Source organism: Myxococcus guangdongensis (genome assembly GCF_024198255.1).
Lineage (GTDB): Bacteria > Myxococcota > Myxococcia > Myxococcales > Myxococcaceae > Myxococcus > Myxococcus guangdongensis.
This window is the reverse complement of record NZ_JAJVKW010000028.1, coordinates 22,941-36,688: the sequence shown is the minus strand read 5'-3', so window position 1 is coordinate 36,688 and position 13,748 is coordinate 22,941. Positions and strand designations below refer to the sequence as shown.

14 protein-coding genes are annotated in these 13,748 nt (G+C 65.1%); 10 read left to right on the top strand and 4 right to left on the bottom strand.

The window, feature by feature from the left end; all coding sequences use genetic code 11:
- The first annotated feature begins 540 nt into the window (after positions 1-540).
- Complete coding sequence (locus LXT21_RS43920) at positions 541-810, top strand: phage tail protein (RefSeq protein WP_254044244.1); 270 nt, start codon at positions 541-543, stop codon at positions 808-810.
- 258 nt (positions 811-1,068) lie between these two features.
- Here LXT21_RS43920 and LXT21_RS43915 read toward each other — a convergent pair.
- The 3 genes from LXT21_RS43915 to LXT21_RS43905 form a co-directional block, all read right to left on the bottom strand.
- A protein-coding gene (locus LXT21_RS43915; RefSeq protein ID WP_254044246.1) for an IS5 family transposase occupies positions 1,069-1,874 on the bottom strand; the annotation gives its coding sequence in 2 pieces (ribosomal slippage) (positions 1,069-1,529 and positions 1,529-1,874; 807 coding nt in all).
- Between the two features lie 211 nt (positions 1,875-2,085).
- On the bottom strand, positions 2,086-2,628 hold the full coding sequence (locus LXT21_RS43910) for a hypothetical protein (protein ID WP_254044243.1): 543 nt from the start codon (positions 2,626-2,628) through the stop codon (positions 2,086-2,088).
- A 230-nt stretch (positions 2,629-2,858) separates the two neighbouring features.
- On the bottom strand, positions 2,859-3,359 hold the full coding sequence (locus tag LXT21_RS43905) for a virulence-associated E family protein (RefSeq protein ID WP_254044242.1): 501 nt from the start codon (positions 3,357-3,359) through the stop codon (positions 2,859-2,861).
- A 116-nt stretch (positions 3,360-3,475) separates the two neighbouring features.
- Here LXT21_RS43905 and LXT21_RS45740 point away from each other — a divergent pair, with 116 nt between their 5' ends.
- From LXT21_RS45740 to LXT21_RS45735, 6 genes are all read left to right on the top strand, one after another.
- Positions 3,476-4,042 carry a transposase gene (locus tag LXT21_RS45740; protein ID WP_407667110.1) on the top strand — a complete coding sequence of 189 codons (567 nt, stop codon included), beginning with the start codon at positions 3,476-3,478 and terminating at the stop codon, positions 4,040-4,042.
- 519 nt (positions 4,043-4,561) lie between these two features.
- Entirely contained in the window at positions 4,562-5,068 is a 507-nt protein-coding gene (locus LXT21_RS43900; protein ID WP_254044241.1) for a hypothetical protein, read from the top strand.
- A 150-nt stretch (positions 5,069-5,218) separates the two neighbouring features.
- Entirely contained in the window at positions 5,219-5,803 is a 585-nt protein-coding gene (locus LXT21_RS43895; RefSeq protein ID WP_254044240.1) for a phage tail protein, read from the top strand.
- A gap of 140 nt (positions 5,804-5,943) precedes the next feature.
- On the top strand, positions 5,944-6,291 hold the full coding sequence (locus LXT21_RS43890; protein WP_254044239.1) for a hypothetical protein: 348 nt from the start codon (positions 5,944-5,946) through the stop codon (positions 6,289-6,291).
- 114 nt (positions 6,292-6,405) lie between these two features.
- The gene (locus tag LXT21_RS43885) at positions 6,406-7,101 is read left to right on the top strand and encodes a phage minor tail protein L (protein ID WP_254044238.1); all 696 of its coding nucleotides are present in this window, start codon (positions 6,406-6,408) and stop codon (positions 7,099-7,101) included.
- Positions 7,102-7,881: 780 nt separating this feature from the next.
- Positions 7,882-8,088 carry a phage minor tail protein L gene (locus LXT21_RS45735; RefSeq protein WP_407667109.1) on the top strand — a complete coding sequence of 69 codons (207 nt, stop codon included), beginning with the start codon at positions 7,882-7,884 and terminating at the stop codon, positions 8,086-8,088.
- Positions 8,089-8,182: 94 nt separating this feature from the next.
- Here the strand turns inward: LXT21_RS45735 and LXT21_RS43880 are convergent, their stop codons facing one another.
- Positions 8,183-9,202, bottom strand: coding sequence for a hypothetical protein (locus LXT21_RS43880; RefSeq protein WP_254044237.1), 1,020 nt, complete (start codon positions 9,200-9,202; stop codon positions 8,183-8,185).
- A 243-nt stretch (positions 9,203-9,445) separates the two neighbouring features.
- On the opposite strand from LXT21_RS43880, the gene LXT21_RS45090 reads away from it, so the two are divergent.
- From LXT21_RS45090 to LXT21_RS43865, 3 genes are read left to right on the top strand one after another with little or no spacing between them, the layout of a single operon-like run.
- Positions 9,446-10,168 (top strand): C40 family peptidase, encoded by a 723-nt coding sequence (locus LXT21_RS45090; protein ID WP_256572491.1) that lies wholly within the window; start codon positions 9,446-9,448, stop codon positions 10,166-10,168.
- Positions 10,162-11,241, top strand: a complete 1,080-nt coding sequence (locus tag LXT21_RS43870; protein WP_254044235.1) for a hypothetical protein — start codon at positions 10,162-10,164, stop codon at positions 11,239-11,241. The genes LXT21_RS45090 and LXT21_RS43870 overlap by 7 nt, the downstream gene beginning before the upstream one ends.
- A complete protein-coding gene (locus LXT21_RS43865; RefSeq protein ID WP_254044234.1) occupies positions 11,231-13,744 on the top strand; it encodes a host specificity protein J in 2,514 nt (837 codons plus the stop codon). Before LXT21_RS43870 ends, LXT21_RS43865 begins: the two co-directional genes overlap by 11 nt.
- The last annotated feature ends 4 nt before the right edge of the window (positions 13,745-13,748 follow it).

The following is a 13,748-nucleotide window of genomic DNA, read 5'->3' as shown; positions in this document are numbered from 1 at the left end:
GCGCGACGGGGTCGGTCAGTTGCCCGGTGACGGCAACGACCTGCACCGCGACGAATGGCTCGGGTGTGACGTGCGACGGCACCTTCTATGCCTGTCCTTCACCGCCGGCGTGTTCAGACTTGCCCTTATGCCGCGATCTCCACCAGACGGAGTGCCCCCCCCGCAGCACTGTCACCGCCTGCTGCTCTGCCACCGGTGTCACGAGATCCTGCGCGTGCAATCGACTCTGGATCTGTCCCATTAGCTAGCGCGGACCCAGATGATTCGCTGCCAGGGCGGACAAGGAGGCTCGTCAGGTCCGGCACGCTCTGTGCTCACCCGCCAGCTCATGGACGACTGGAGCAGGCGGGTGGCGCTCGCGCAGGGACTCGCGGCGGTGGAGAGGGAAATGCAGCAGGCCGTCGCGGGACGGGACGGCAGTCCCGAGGCGAGGACGCGCTACATGCGGGCGCGAGTGGCGTACGTGCAGATGGAGACGATCGCCTTGAGGATGCTCTGCCCAGCCCAGGGTCGATGAGACGCTTCCACGCGGGTTGATGGATGGCGTCCGCGTCGCCGCTGACGCTACCGGGGATGGAGCGCTTCCCCTTCACGCCGGACTACGGCGCGCAGCAGCAGGCACAGCCACGAATTCTGAAGGCGCAGTTCGGTGACGGGTATGCCCAGCGCGCGGAGGACGGCCTTCATGCCACTCTCCAGCGCTGGGCGCTCCAGTTCAATGCACAGCGCAAGGCGAGGCTCTCTGAAACGCTCCTCGTCGTCTATCGGGGAGTGCTGCCCTTCGAATTCGCCGAGCCCGCGAGCGCATAGATTGTCAAGACGTTCCACTTCGGAACGGGAGGTGGAGGGTACGAACTCCGTTCAAGGTTGAGCTACTACCTGTGTCGGCGGGGGCAACGCCTTGCTCGCTGTCGGCGTATTCAGATTCTTCACCCGGCCCACTCCCGCGAGAGCATTGCTGCGGGGGATGCTGCGGGCAGGGGTTTCAGCCCGCAGTCACGGAAGAAGGGCGCTCCGAGGTCATCAGGATGCTCGCAGGGTGGATCGCCCTGGACATGCTTACAGCCCCTAACAAATGTCAGAGCAGAGACGGCGCAGCAGCATGATGCAGCAGCCGAGGACGAGGAAGCCGAAGTGGACGTCGTCCCTGCGTTCGTCGCGGACTCGAAGTCGGCGGAGCTGGTTCTTCCAGGCCAAGGTGCGCTCCACTACCCAGCGGTAGCGCCCCAGTCGCTCCTTGGATTCAACGCCCGGACGCGCAATGCGAGGAGCGATGCCGCGCAGGCGCAGGCCACGCCGGTTCCTCCTCGATGCGTAGGCCTTGTCACCATGCAGCTTCCCAGGACGGAGCCGGCGCTGGCCCGACGGCATCCTCACCGCGGGCACGGAGTCGAGGAGCGGGAAGAGTTCGTGGGTGTCGTGCACATTGGCTGCAGTCACGGATTCAGTGAGCGGCAGGCCGTGGGCGTCTACGAGAAGATGATGCTTGCTACCCGCCTTCGCTCTATCCGTCGGGTTTGGGCCTGTGAGGGCCCCCTTTTTGACGCCCGGACGGACGAGGAGTCGATGGAGGCCCGGGAGAAGTCGACCTTGCCGCGCAACCCCAGTTCGTCGAGCAACCGCTCCTGGAGACGCTCCCACACCCCAGCCCGGGTCCATTCCTCAAGCCGGCGCCAGGCCGTCATGCCCGATAGGCCGAACTGCTTGCGGGGCAGCATCTCCCAGGGAATTCCACTGCGGAGCACGAAGACGATGGCTTCCAGCGCCGCTCTGTCGTCCGCTCGAGGACGCCCTAGCTTCTTCTTGGGACGAGGCGGAGGCAGCAAGGGAGCCACTCGCTGCCAGAAGGCGTCAGGGACGAGTTCGCGGACCATGCCCTTCAACCTGGAGATGGTTCTTCCCTGCGACCAGCCCATCCTCGACTTTCGTTAGGGGCTGTAAATGCGTGCGGTTTCTGGGGATGGTTCAGTCGGGCGACGCGGCCAGTCCCTGGTCAAGCTTTGAATGCCAAGGGATACGCGAGCGCTCGTATACACCTGGGCGAGATTTCATTGACCGCGAGGACTGGACAGCGCGCTTGAGCCATCAATTACAGAACGGAGGAAGCTCGCTTACAAGCGACATCATGGCTCCCGTGGACTCCATGATGTTGTTGTACGTTTGATAATATTTGATGATGCCACCACCCGTAGGAGAAACAACTCCACTGGCGATCTTGGAACTCGATACGATAACATCGTCAAATTTGCCCTGGATCTTTACCAGTTTGGAGCCCAGGCTGGTGCCAATCGTGGGCACCATCGCCGCTGTCATCTCGGAATAAGCAAGAACTTCCTCGCTGACTTTAATACTGAAGTCGAGGAGGGCCCCATTCGTTGGAGTGTTGTTGAAGATTGAGAGGTATAAATTGCCATCGATGGCTGCGATCCTTGCGCGTTGTGCTGCCTGGATAGCAGTTCCCGCTGCGCTATTCGCGTCCACGCATTCCTGGGCTTGGGCCGGAGTAGCCGTGAACGCCAAAGCGAAGGAAATGGCAAACAACCAGTTCATGCGATTCATAATGAAGTACTCTCGGGTTTGTGGGTAAACCCGTCCACCAACCGGCTGCGGCAGGATGGATTGACCCATTTCGGGATGAGTTTGCTGGAGAGCCCTTCGCGAGAAGGGTGCCGGAAGGTGATTGAAGAATGCATCTCACCCTGTTGGGAGTCAATAACGCTGCCCTTCAGGGCATGTGGTCTTGGCTCCGGCGATGACTTGGTTACGAGCAGGGCATTGTACGTCGCATCACCCCTCACCCTCCAGTCTGGCGTCTGCGACTGGAGGGCAGGCCCCACCTTTTCGGCTGAGACAGCGGCTCACGAACCCATCGCGATGACTTGCAGTGGCGGTCGCCGCTCGCCGCGCTTCTCGACGGGCGCGTGCTTCAGCTCGTCGGGCAGCGCGTACACGAGCGGGCGGCTGCCATCGTCCATTCGCCGCTGACCTCGCACGAAGCGGAGCGCCTTCAACGCCGACGCGATTTCGCGCGAGATCCGCTGGTCGACCTGTGCGGGGGCAAGCGAGAACGCATCGACGCCCACCTGGAGGATCGTCACGTCGGCCGGACGCTTCTCGGAGGGCATTTCGAGCAGCCACCGCAAGATGACCTCTTTGCGGCTGTCGCCGTAGTTCTCCGCGCGCAGGGCCGCGTGCCGCTCAGCGCCCGCCGCTTCGTCGTTGCTCAGCCACCACGTTTCGCCCTGATGGAAGCGCACGACAGCTTCGGCCCAGAGCTGTTCCCGGTCGCGGGTCAGGGCGTCCGTGTCGATGCGCGTACACTTGACCGGCCAAAACCGGCGATGTCCGATAGGGCCCATCGCATCCCGTCCCTCCAACAGTGCTTAGCGCAAGTGCGGACCAGACCGGTCGGCGGCAAGGGCCTTCTCCAGCTTGAGGAGCAGGGCCCGCGAACTCGTCCCCGACGCAGTCTGGCATCGCGTGGAGGCCCTGCTCACCCTGCACCGCGCCCCAAGAAGAAGCTGGGCCGCCTTCGGCAGATGGCCGGGCGGCACTGGAGCCTATCGCCTTCGTCCGACGAAACAGCATCTTATGGGAGATGCTGCCTTGCAAGCAGTTCGGCCTGTCGGGCATGACATCCTTGCGCAGGCTGAAGGAATGGACCCGCGCGGACGTGTGGCCAAAGCCCCAGGAGCAGTTGCTGGATGAATTGGGCCTGCGCGGCCGACTCCTCGTCTGTGCGGGCCTCAAAAAGGGAGCCGTCTCAGGGCCAAGCCCAACGGCTAGAACGAAGGCGGGTAGCAAGCAGCATCTTTCCGTAGAAGCCCACGGCGCTCCTTTGACCGAGTCGGTGACAGCCGCCAACTTCCACGACACGCACGAACTCTTCCCTCTCGTAGACTCCGTGCCCGCAGTGCGGATGCCTTCGGGGCAGCACCTTCGCCTGGGAAACTCCACGCCGACAAGACCTACGCCTCCAGGTAGAACAGGAGTGGGATTCTCTTGCGAAGCATTGCCCCTGCGTCGCGCGTCCTGGCGTTGAGTCCAAGGAAAGGCTCGGATGCTACCGCTGGGTTGAGGAGCGCACGCTGGCTTGGAAGAACCATCTGCGCCACCTTCGCATCCGTGACGAGTGCGGATGATGTCCACTTCGGCTTTCTCGTCCTCGGCGGCTGCGCCATGCGCCTACGACGCCGCTACCCTGGTATTTGTTAGGAGTTGTTAGTGGCATGCTGAGTGGCCGCGAGAGCGATGGCGTCGCATAGAGCCAGGCCGCCCCCCCACTCCAAGAGAATTAGCGCTGCCAGTGCATGCGGGGCCAACTGCGGGGCAATTGCCGTTTCGGCTTGAGTTGATTCAGTCTCGTCCGCGGTGAATTGCAGCCTGGACTCATTTGTGCGTGTGTAGTGGGGTGGACGAAAGTACAGTTCACACCAGTCCCCGTGACATTCATAATGCCTGAGTTCTCCGGATCTGGATTCACCCAGTGAGGGGAACCGACGGTTTGCGTGACTTGCGTGTTGGTGGAGCCATGCCAAACAGTCGCCGGAGGACGTGTAGCATGTCCTGGTTTCCCGTGGAGGATGATTCCATGAAAAACGGTATGCACTGGCTTCCCGCTGCACTCTTTGCCCTCTCCCTGGTTGTGGCCCCTTCTGTCGCAAAGGCTCAGTCCTGTGTGAATCGGACCTCAGGAGATGGCTTGGCCATTGCGGCAATGACAAGGGTTGTTGACAGTGCGGGTGCGGCTTTCGAGCTTTCTTTGAATGCGATCAATGAAGGACGCCCTGTCTTGCCTGAGGAGGCGCTCAGTAGTCTGCTGTCAGCCCATCTGGATGCCATCCGCCTGAACGCCATTCTGCCTGTCGTCACTTCTGGGAGTGACTTCGAGGATATTTTTTCAGCAGTTGCCCGGCTTGCTGCTGAGATCGACAGCACGACTACTCTCCTTATTTCCAAGAAGGACTCCATTTCCGGTGTGTTGCGTCATTCGGTAGCACAAGGTCTTGTCATTATCGGCCGAGTCGCTAGCACCGTTAGTCAGTTGCCGCCTCTCTGCCCGCGGTGACTCGACGGCTGGGTGTTTCCGTAGGTGCCCCACCTCTTGCTCGGATGATGCAAGCGCTGTGGCTTCGCCACTTGCCGTCATGGTCTCTGGACGAGTAAATCCAGAGGAGCAATGCGGAGGGCGTCCTCAGACGGCTCCTTAATGTCCATTATGGAGCGCTTCCCTTTCACGCCAGACTACGGCGCGCAGCAGCAGGCACAGCCCCGCATCCTGAAGGCCCAGTTCGGTGACGGATACGCCCAGCGCGCGGAGGACGGCCTTCGTGCCATCCTCCAGCGCTGGGCGATCCAGTTCAACACTCGGAGGAAGGCGGAGGCCGACGCCATCGATGCGTTCCTCATCGCCCACCGAGGAGCGCTGCCCTTCGAGTTCGCCGCGCCCACGAGCGCATGGGCTGTCACCGGGTTCCGCTTCGGCACGGGGGACGGGGCGCGCACGCAGTTCCTGCTCGAGCGGCCGCTCGCGCCTGGTGCTGCGGAACTCGTGCCGGCGACGGGGTGGGGTGTCCCTCTGGTCCTCTTCCTGGACGGGGCGCCGCTCGCCGCCGGGGCGGACTACGTGCTCTCCTCCTCGGGGCTCGTCACCTTCTCCGTTCCCCCAACGGCAGGCGCGGCGCTCACCTTCTCCGGCGCGGGAGCGCGCGTGCTCCGCGTCGTCTGCGAGTCCTGGTCCACCACCGTGAAGGGCTTCAACGCGCACGACGTCAGCACCGAGTTCCATGAGGTGGCTGGGTAGAGGCTGCCCATGCGGAATACCTCTCAGGTGGTATTCCCCGCCCCGGGTGGGTGGTGGTTGCCTCTCTTACCTGGCGCTCCTCGTAATGAGAGGGTCCGCGCCGGCCTGCGAGAGCAGCGCTCAACCCTTGGGGGAAGTCCATGGCTGTCCAGTACGACCCGAACATCATCCAGGCGCACGCCGAGGCACTCTACGCACAAGCGAAGGGACTCGTCGTGCGCAGTGCCTTCGCTGGTTTCGCCTTCGGCGCACTCATTGGATTCGTCACCGGCGGGAAGGATTCGGGGCCCATCCTGGCTGTGGTTGGAGGAGTCGTCCTGGCCATCATTGGCGTGTCCATGGCGCGAAGTCGCGCCTTCGCGCTCCAGCTCCAGGCGCAGTCGGCGCTGTGCAACGTGGCCATCGAGGCGAACACCCGTCGGGCTGCCGACGCGGCGCTGGCTGCTGCTCGCCCGGCCGCAGACGCGCAGCTTTCGCAGGTGGGGTGAGCGGACGCAGTCCCCGTCTGCAATGAAGACAGGGGGCATGAACCTCCTTGCCCCTGTCGTGGGACTCCTTCTCGCTGCTGCCCTGGCTTCGACGCCGAGCTCCCGGGGCTGCCGGTGAGCATCGCCGAGGACATCCAGAAGCTGGCGCCCGGCGCCCTGGTGGAACTCTTCATCCTGGACGCGAGCGGACTCCCAGGGGGCGGCATCAGCTACTTCCACGCGGGCACCAACGGCCTGGGCGGGCCCGTGGTGTGGCAGGGGGCGTCGTACCAGCCCTGGCCCGTGCAGGCCCGTGGCTTCGAGAAGTCGGGCACCGGGCGCCTGCCCCGGCCGACCCTCACCATGGCCAACCTCCTCGGCACTCTGGGGGCCCTGGCGCGCGACACGAACGACCTGCTCGGCGCGCGCGTCATCCGCAAGCGCACCTTCGCGCGCTACCTGGACGCGGTGAACTTCCCCGGCGGCGTCAACCCCACCGCGAGCCCCTCCGAGGGATTCCCCGATGACGAGTTCGCGGTGGACGCGAAGACGACGGAGAACAAGCACCTCCTCGAGTTCACCCTCGCGGCCAAGTGCGACCTCGAGGGTGTGCGAATCCCCCTGCGCGTCATCACCCAGATGTGCGGGTGGCAGTACCGCGGTGAGGGGTGTGGGTACGCAGGTCCGCCAGTGGCGAAGTCCGACGACACGTCGACGGTGGACCCGGTCCAGGACAGATGCGGGAAGCGCCTCGCGAGCTGCAAGGTGCGGTTCGGAGCAACAGCAGTCTTGCCCTACGGAGGCTTCCCGGGTGTTGGATTGCTACGTTGAGGGCGGAAAGCCCCCAAGGGGCTCAAGTCGATTTGGCGGAAGACGGTATGCCCTCTATAGTCTGCTTATTCTTGATTGCTTTGATCCGGGACTTACAGGAGGCGTGTCGATGATTTCGAGATCAGTGATTCTCGCAGTGCTGTTTCTTGGTGTCTCGGCTGGTGCTGAGGAGTCCGCGACATCAACGCAGGCTCCGCAAACGGCGACATGCGAGAAGAGGGACGTGTCGCCGCCAGAGGTCAAGGAGTTGATGACACGGCCTGGCACTCGGATCGTGCAGAAAGGCGAAGCTACGACTGTGCTGCTCTCCAGCGAGAAGCAGGTATCGACTGGTAAGGTTACGGTGGTCGATGACACAGGGCAGGTTCACTCCCTCAGCACAACCTGCACGCGGAGTTGCACAGGGCGTGCTTGTTCGAGCCATGGCTGTGTCTATGATGGAGTGTTCTGCTCTGATTTCGATTGCGGGGAGGGTTGCACGGGTACTTGCACCCAGGCGAGTTGCTTCAGCGGTTCCGGTGGCCCCTGCACGGACCCAATACAAGCCAATTGAGCGAGAGACAATAACGCCAGTCCGAGTCCCAACAATACGGACTCGGGACGAGTCCATTCAATGGGCGATAGCCGGAAGGGGGCGCACCTCATCCGCCTCCTTCCGGAGATCTTGGATGCTGCTCGCCGCCTTGTCGGATTTGCCCCGGGAAGTTGCCACAGCAGCCTTTGAGTGTCCGCAGACGGGCTTACCTCGCGAGCCGGATGGCCTCGTGGTGATCGCGGCTGGTGCGTGGCCCATGGGCTGACTTGCGGCTGGTAGCACCTGGGCGCGGGTGCGGCTACGAGGGCCCGCCCGTGGCGAAGGCGGACGACACGCCGACGGCAGACCCGGCCCAGGACAGGTGTGGGAAGCGCCTCGCGAGTTGCAAGACCCGATTCGGGGCGACGTCGGTTCTTCCGTACGGGGAGCCTGGAGTCGGCCTGTTGCGTTAATGCTTGCCAAGCAATTCGCGAGGGGGGCGTTGCCTCTCGACGCGCTGATGCCTAGGCAGATATGCCGAGCGGCTTGCCCTCAGCATGACGGAAACTATTCTGACTCCTCGTCGTCTGGGTGTTCAATGTCGACACAGCATCCGGCACCCATCATTGAGTTGCACGGAACAGGGGCGGTGGGTATGAGTCGCCATGTTGGGTAATTATTGGGGTCTGTTGCAGATATGCGCAGGATTGAAGTTGTGCCATATTCCTCCGGACTGCTGTGGCTCCAATTGCCGCAATTATACTCTGCGCTGTCGTGCCAGATTTGGAAGAGGGCATCCTGGGTGCTTTCGGGCATGCCCCTGACGTAATTCGGGATCAGACTTCCTAGCTCTGAGGGCGAGCACAGCCTGCCCTTGTCTGACAGGCAGACGGCCTTGCATCGCTTACCAACATCCCCGCCGAACGACGTCTCCAGCAGCGAGCAGCCCGCAACGGTTATGCGTGGTGGTTTGCGTGGTCGAACTGGGGGAGTCGGTTTCTCCTCGGGACCGGAGTCTGGTGCAGGTGGCGCCACTGCGAGGACTACATCCGACTTCTTGGGACTGGCCTCGGTGGGAGGTTTGGGAGGAAACACAGGGGAAGGACGTATGGCTTTTTTGGGGGGTGGAGGCGGCTCGATGACTGGAACAGGGCGAACTGCGTATTCGTGCTTCGTTACCTTGTTGCCCGATGGTGTCTCTGGAATCTCGTCATCCGTGACGGCGCTTTCCTTGGCCTTCTCTTGGATTTGGTTGTGGATTGCGACACCCATGGCATAGACGGTGGAGACGAATGTTAGAGACAGGATGATGAGGACTCCTATTAGCACTGAGCCTCGCTGGTATTCTGGGATTTTGGAGAGTCCGAACTTGAGGAACATGTATGCAACGAAAAGAGAGAACCCGAAGCCGGCGCCGATGGCGACGTTCTTTGTGTTGTCGGGGGTGGCTGGATTGATGACTGCGAGGGCAGCAACAATGAGAGCTACGGAGGTGATCGGGACCTTGCGGGATGTCAACGCCTGGATGATGGCAGTGACTAATGGACTGATTGGTGGAGTGATTGGTGGAGTGATTGGTGTCGTCATAGAGAATCTCACCAAAGCGAAGTCGCGACGTCTGTTGAGCTGAGACCCTGGAGCGCCAACAAGCGTAGGCAAAAACTGCAAGGGGTGAAATGTGTGCAGATGTCGCCTGGGCGTTCGGGATACTAGTTCTGCACGTTGGTGGCCCCTGCGCCAACGGACGTTGTCCATCCATCGGGCGAAGACTTGGATTGAGTGGCTTCCCTTCGTGCCTCTCAGTTCTCTCTCGATTCCGGATGCAGACTCATGCTGTCTTTCGTCATTCCTCAGTTGCTGGTTGATGTCGCCCTTTGGCACGCTCAGGCAGAGATGCCCCGTGAGTCATGCGGGCTCATCGTTCGCACCACGGGGAAGTTGGTGTACCGGCCGTGCCGGAACCTCGCCGAGGGCCAAGCGCACTTCCACCTGGCGCCCGAGGACTTCGCTCAGGCGGAAGCAGAAGGGGAGGTGGTGGCCGTTGTCCACTCCCACCCCAACGCTTCCCCTGATCCGAGCGAGGCGGACCGGGTCATGTGCGAGCGCTGGGGCCTGCCCTGGCTCATCGTCAACGTGCCTGTGGGGCACTGGCAGGTGCTGGTGCCGAGCGGCTACCGGGCGCCCCTGGTGGGCCGGCCCTTCAGCCACGGCGTCCTCGACTGCTTTGCCCTCATCCGCGACTACTACGCGGACGTGATGGGGCTCGCGCTCCCAGACTTCGAGCGGCCCGATGACTGGTGGCTCAAGGGCGGCAACCTCTACCTGGAGGGGTACGAGCGCGCGGGCTTCGTGGACGTGACGGGTGCTCCACTGCGCGAGCACGACGTCCTCCTCATGCAACTGCGCGCGCCGGTGCCCAACCACGCGGGTGTCTACCTGGGGGCGGACGTCGTCCTCCACCACCTCCAGGCTTCGCTGTCGAGGAGGGAGACGTATTCGGGCTTCTGGGAGCGCATCACCCGCCGAGTCGTCCGACACCGCAGCCTATGCTGACGACGGTGGTGCTCGGCGGGCCCCTGGGGGCGCGCTTCGGGCGTGAGTGGATGCTGGAACTGGGCGTGCCCTCGCCCGCGGAGGCGGTGCGCGCGCTGTGCGCGGTGTGCGAGGGCTTCGGCCGCTACCTCGCGGAGAACAGCGCGCCCGGCTTCCACGTCCTTGTAGGCGAGCGGGACGTCGGCGCACAGGAGCTGGGCGTCGCCAAGGGGGAGCGCATCACCATCCTCCCGGCCCTCGCGGGCGCGAAGCAGGCGGGCGTCCTCCAGGTGGTGCTGGGCGCTGTCCTCATCGCTGGCGGTGCGGTGCTCTCCGTCTACGACTACGGCACGGCGGGCGGGCAACTCATCGCCCTGGGCAGCAGCCTCATGGTGGGCGGCGCCGCGCAGCTCCTCTTCGGCCCGCCCCGCGCGACGGGCCCGGTGGAGAAGCCGGAGCACCAGCCGTCCTACGTCTTCAACGGCCCGGTGAATACGCTGGCCCAGGGCCACCCGGTGCCCCTCTGCTACGGGGAGATGGTGGTGGGCAGCTGCGTGGTGTCCGCCGGCATCATCACCGACTGGAGCGTGGGTGGCGGCTTCGGTGGGCCCGCGGGCGGCCAGACGGGGCCCGGGGGGCAGGGCGCGGTGGGCGGCGGGTGCCCGGCGCCGTGGGTGCCCATTCTCCTCTCGGACGGGCGCGAGGTGCCGGCGGGCGAGTTGCGCGTGGGCGCGTGGGTGCGCACCCAGGACGAGGTGACGCTGGCATGGGGCGACTACCCCGTCACCCGGGCCGCGACGCTGGAGGCGGACTGCCGGCGCATGGTGCTGGAGGACGGGCGCGAGCTGGTGGCCACGTACAACCACCGGGTGCGCACCGAGGCGGCCTGGGTGGAGCTGCGTCACCTTGAGCCGGGGGCACGGCTGGTGGGGGAGAAGCCCGGGGTGGTGGCGAGGGTGGAGGACGCGGGGCGCGGCCCCGTGGTGCTCCTCACCGTGGCCGGCGCGCACACCTACCAGACGCTCGGCGTCCTCTCCCACAACGTGAAGCGAGCGGACCCCGAGGAGCCGCACGAGGTGCCCAATGTCCCCTGAGAGGGGCGCGCTCCGCGGAGCGGGTGGCGAGTCGGGCGGGAAGGGCGGCTCGGGGGCGCAGCGCACGCCCACTGAGGCGGTGGACTCGCTGGTGTCCACCGCGTACGCGCGCGTGCTGGACGTCATCTGCGAGGGAGAAATCGAAGGGTTGCAGGGAGGGCTGAAGGGCGTCTACCTGGACGGCGTCCCGGTGGTGAACCCCAACGACTCCCCCAACTTCCGCGACGTCACCGCGTACGACGTGCCGGGGACGCAGGGGCAGGAGTACATCCCTGGCTTCAGCGCGGCCGAGGCGGAGTTCTCCGTCAACGTGGAGGTGAAGGAGGGCAGCCCCGCTATCCGCACGGTGCGGGACGCGGAGGTGGACGCGGTGCGCGTCACTGTGCAGGTGCCGCAGCTGACGTACCAGCACCCGGAGACGGGTGACTTGCAGCCCTTCACCGTCAGGCTCGCCGTCGACGTGCAGTCGAATGGCGGCGGTTGGGTGGAGCAGGACCTGCAGGGCGCGGGCGTCATCCGCGGGAAATGCACCAGCCCCTACGAGAGGGCGTACCGGATTGAGCTCTACGGCAGCCCGCCGTGGGACATCCGCGTGCGCCGCACGACGCCCGACGCGAACACAGTGGCCCTGCAGAACCGCACCCTCTGGAAGTCGTACACCACCGTGCTGGACGAGAAGCTGAGCTTCCCCAACACCGCGTTGGTGGCCCTCCAGGTGTCCGCGAAGCAATTCGGCAGCGTGCCGGCTCGCAGCTACCGTATTCGCGGCCTGAAGGTGCGGGTGCCCAGCAACTACAACCCGCAGACGCGCGCGTACTCGGGTACGTGGGACGGCACCTTCCACGTGGCGTGGACGGACAACCCGGCCTGGTGCCTCTACGACTTGCTGACGACGAAGCGCTACGGGCTGGGCCGCTACCTGGACGAGTCCCAGGTGGACAAGTGGGGCCTCTACACGGTGGCCCGGTACTGCGACGAGCTGGTGCCGGACGGGAAGGGTGGGCAGGAGCCGCGCTTCACGTGCAACCTCTACCTCCAGACGCAGGCGGACGCGTACCAGGTGGTGAGCAACCTGGCCTCCGTCTTCCGCGGCCTCGTCTACTGGGCCAGCGGCGCGGTGTACGTGGCCCAGGACGCGCCGCGCGACGCGGAGTACCTCTTCACCCCCGCCAACGTGGTGGACGGCCTCTTCACCTACTCGGGCACCTCGCGCCGTGCGCGCCACACCGTCGCCCTCGTAACGTGGAATGACCCGGCCAACCACTACAAGGCCGCGGTGGAGTACGTGGCGGACGAGGACGGGCTGCGCGACTACGGCTACAACCCCACGGACGTGGTGGCCCTGGGCTGCACCTCGCGCGGGCAGGCCCAGCGCGTGGGCCGCTGGCTGCTGCACACCGAGAGGCTGGAGACGGAGACGGTGGTGTTCCGCACCGGCCTGGAGGGCGCGCTGCGCAACCCCGGCGCGGTGGTGAAGGTGGCGGACCCGACGCGCGCGGGCCGGCGCTGGGGCGGCCGCGTGGTGGAGGCCTCGGACTCGCGCGTGGAGCTGGACTCGGACGTCCACCTCGAGGCGGGGCACACGTACTCCCTCTCCGTGGTGCTGCCGGACGGCAAGGTGGAGGAGCGCCCGGTGGCGCCGCTGGCCCCCGCGCCGTACCGCGCGCTGACGCTGGCGGCGCCGTTCTCCGCCGCGCCCGTGCCCCAGGCCGTCTGGGTGTTGGCCGCGAATGACTTGGTGCCCACCCCGTGGCGCGTGCTGTCCGTCGCCGAGGTGGAGCCGCACGTGTACGAGGTGACGGCCCTGGCGCACCACCCTGGGAAGTACGCCGCCGTCGAGCAGGGTGTGCAGCTGCACACCCTGCCCACCTCCGCGCTGCCCTCCTCATCGCCGCCGCAGGGACTGGCCCTGGGCGAGGGCCTCTACAAGACCACCAACGGCGGCCTGAAGGTGTCCCTCAACGCGCGGTGGACACAGCACCCGGGGGCCACCGCCTACGTGGTGCGCTGGCGGCTGTCCGAGGGCAACTGGAGCTCCGAGGAGCGGGTCGAGACGCACTACTGGGAGCTTCAGGACATCCCCCCGGGACCCTACCGGGTCCAGGTGGCCACGGTGCTGGGCGGCGGCTTCGTCACCTCCTTCGCGGAGTCGGCGTACACGGTGCTGGGCAAGGCGGCTCCGCCCTCGGACGTGGCGGGCTTCGCCTACGCTCTCAACGGCAACACGGCCACCCTCCGGTGGGTGGAAATCCCTGACTTGGACAGGGACATGTATGAGCTGCGCCACGGCGGCGGCAGCTGGGAGACGGCGTCCCTCATCGCCAAGGTGCGCGCCACCTCCTTCGAGTGGGCGCTGCCCTTCGTCGGCGTCAGCGTCGTGCGCCTCAAGGCGGTGGACTCCTCCGGCAACTACTCCACCCACGCGGCCAGCGTCTCCGTCGTGTCCACGCCCACGGTGCCGTCCTTCATCACCATGACGGTGTCGGACGAGCCGCCGCCCTGACAAG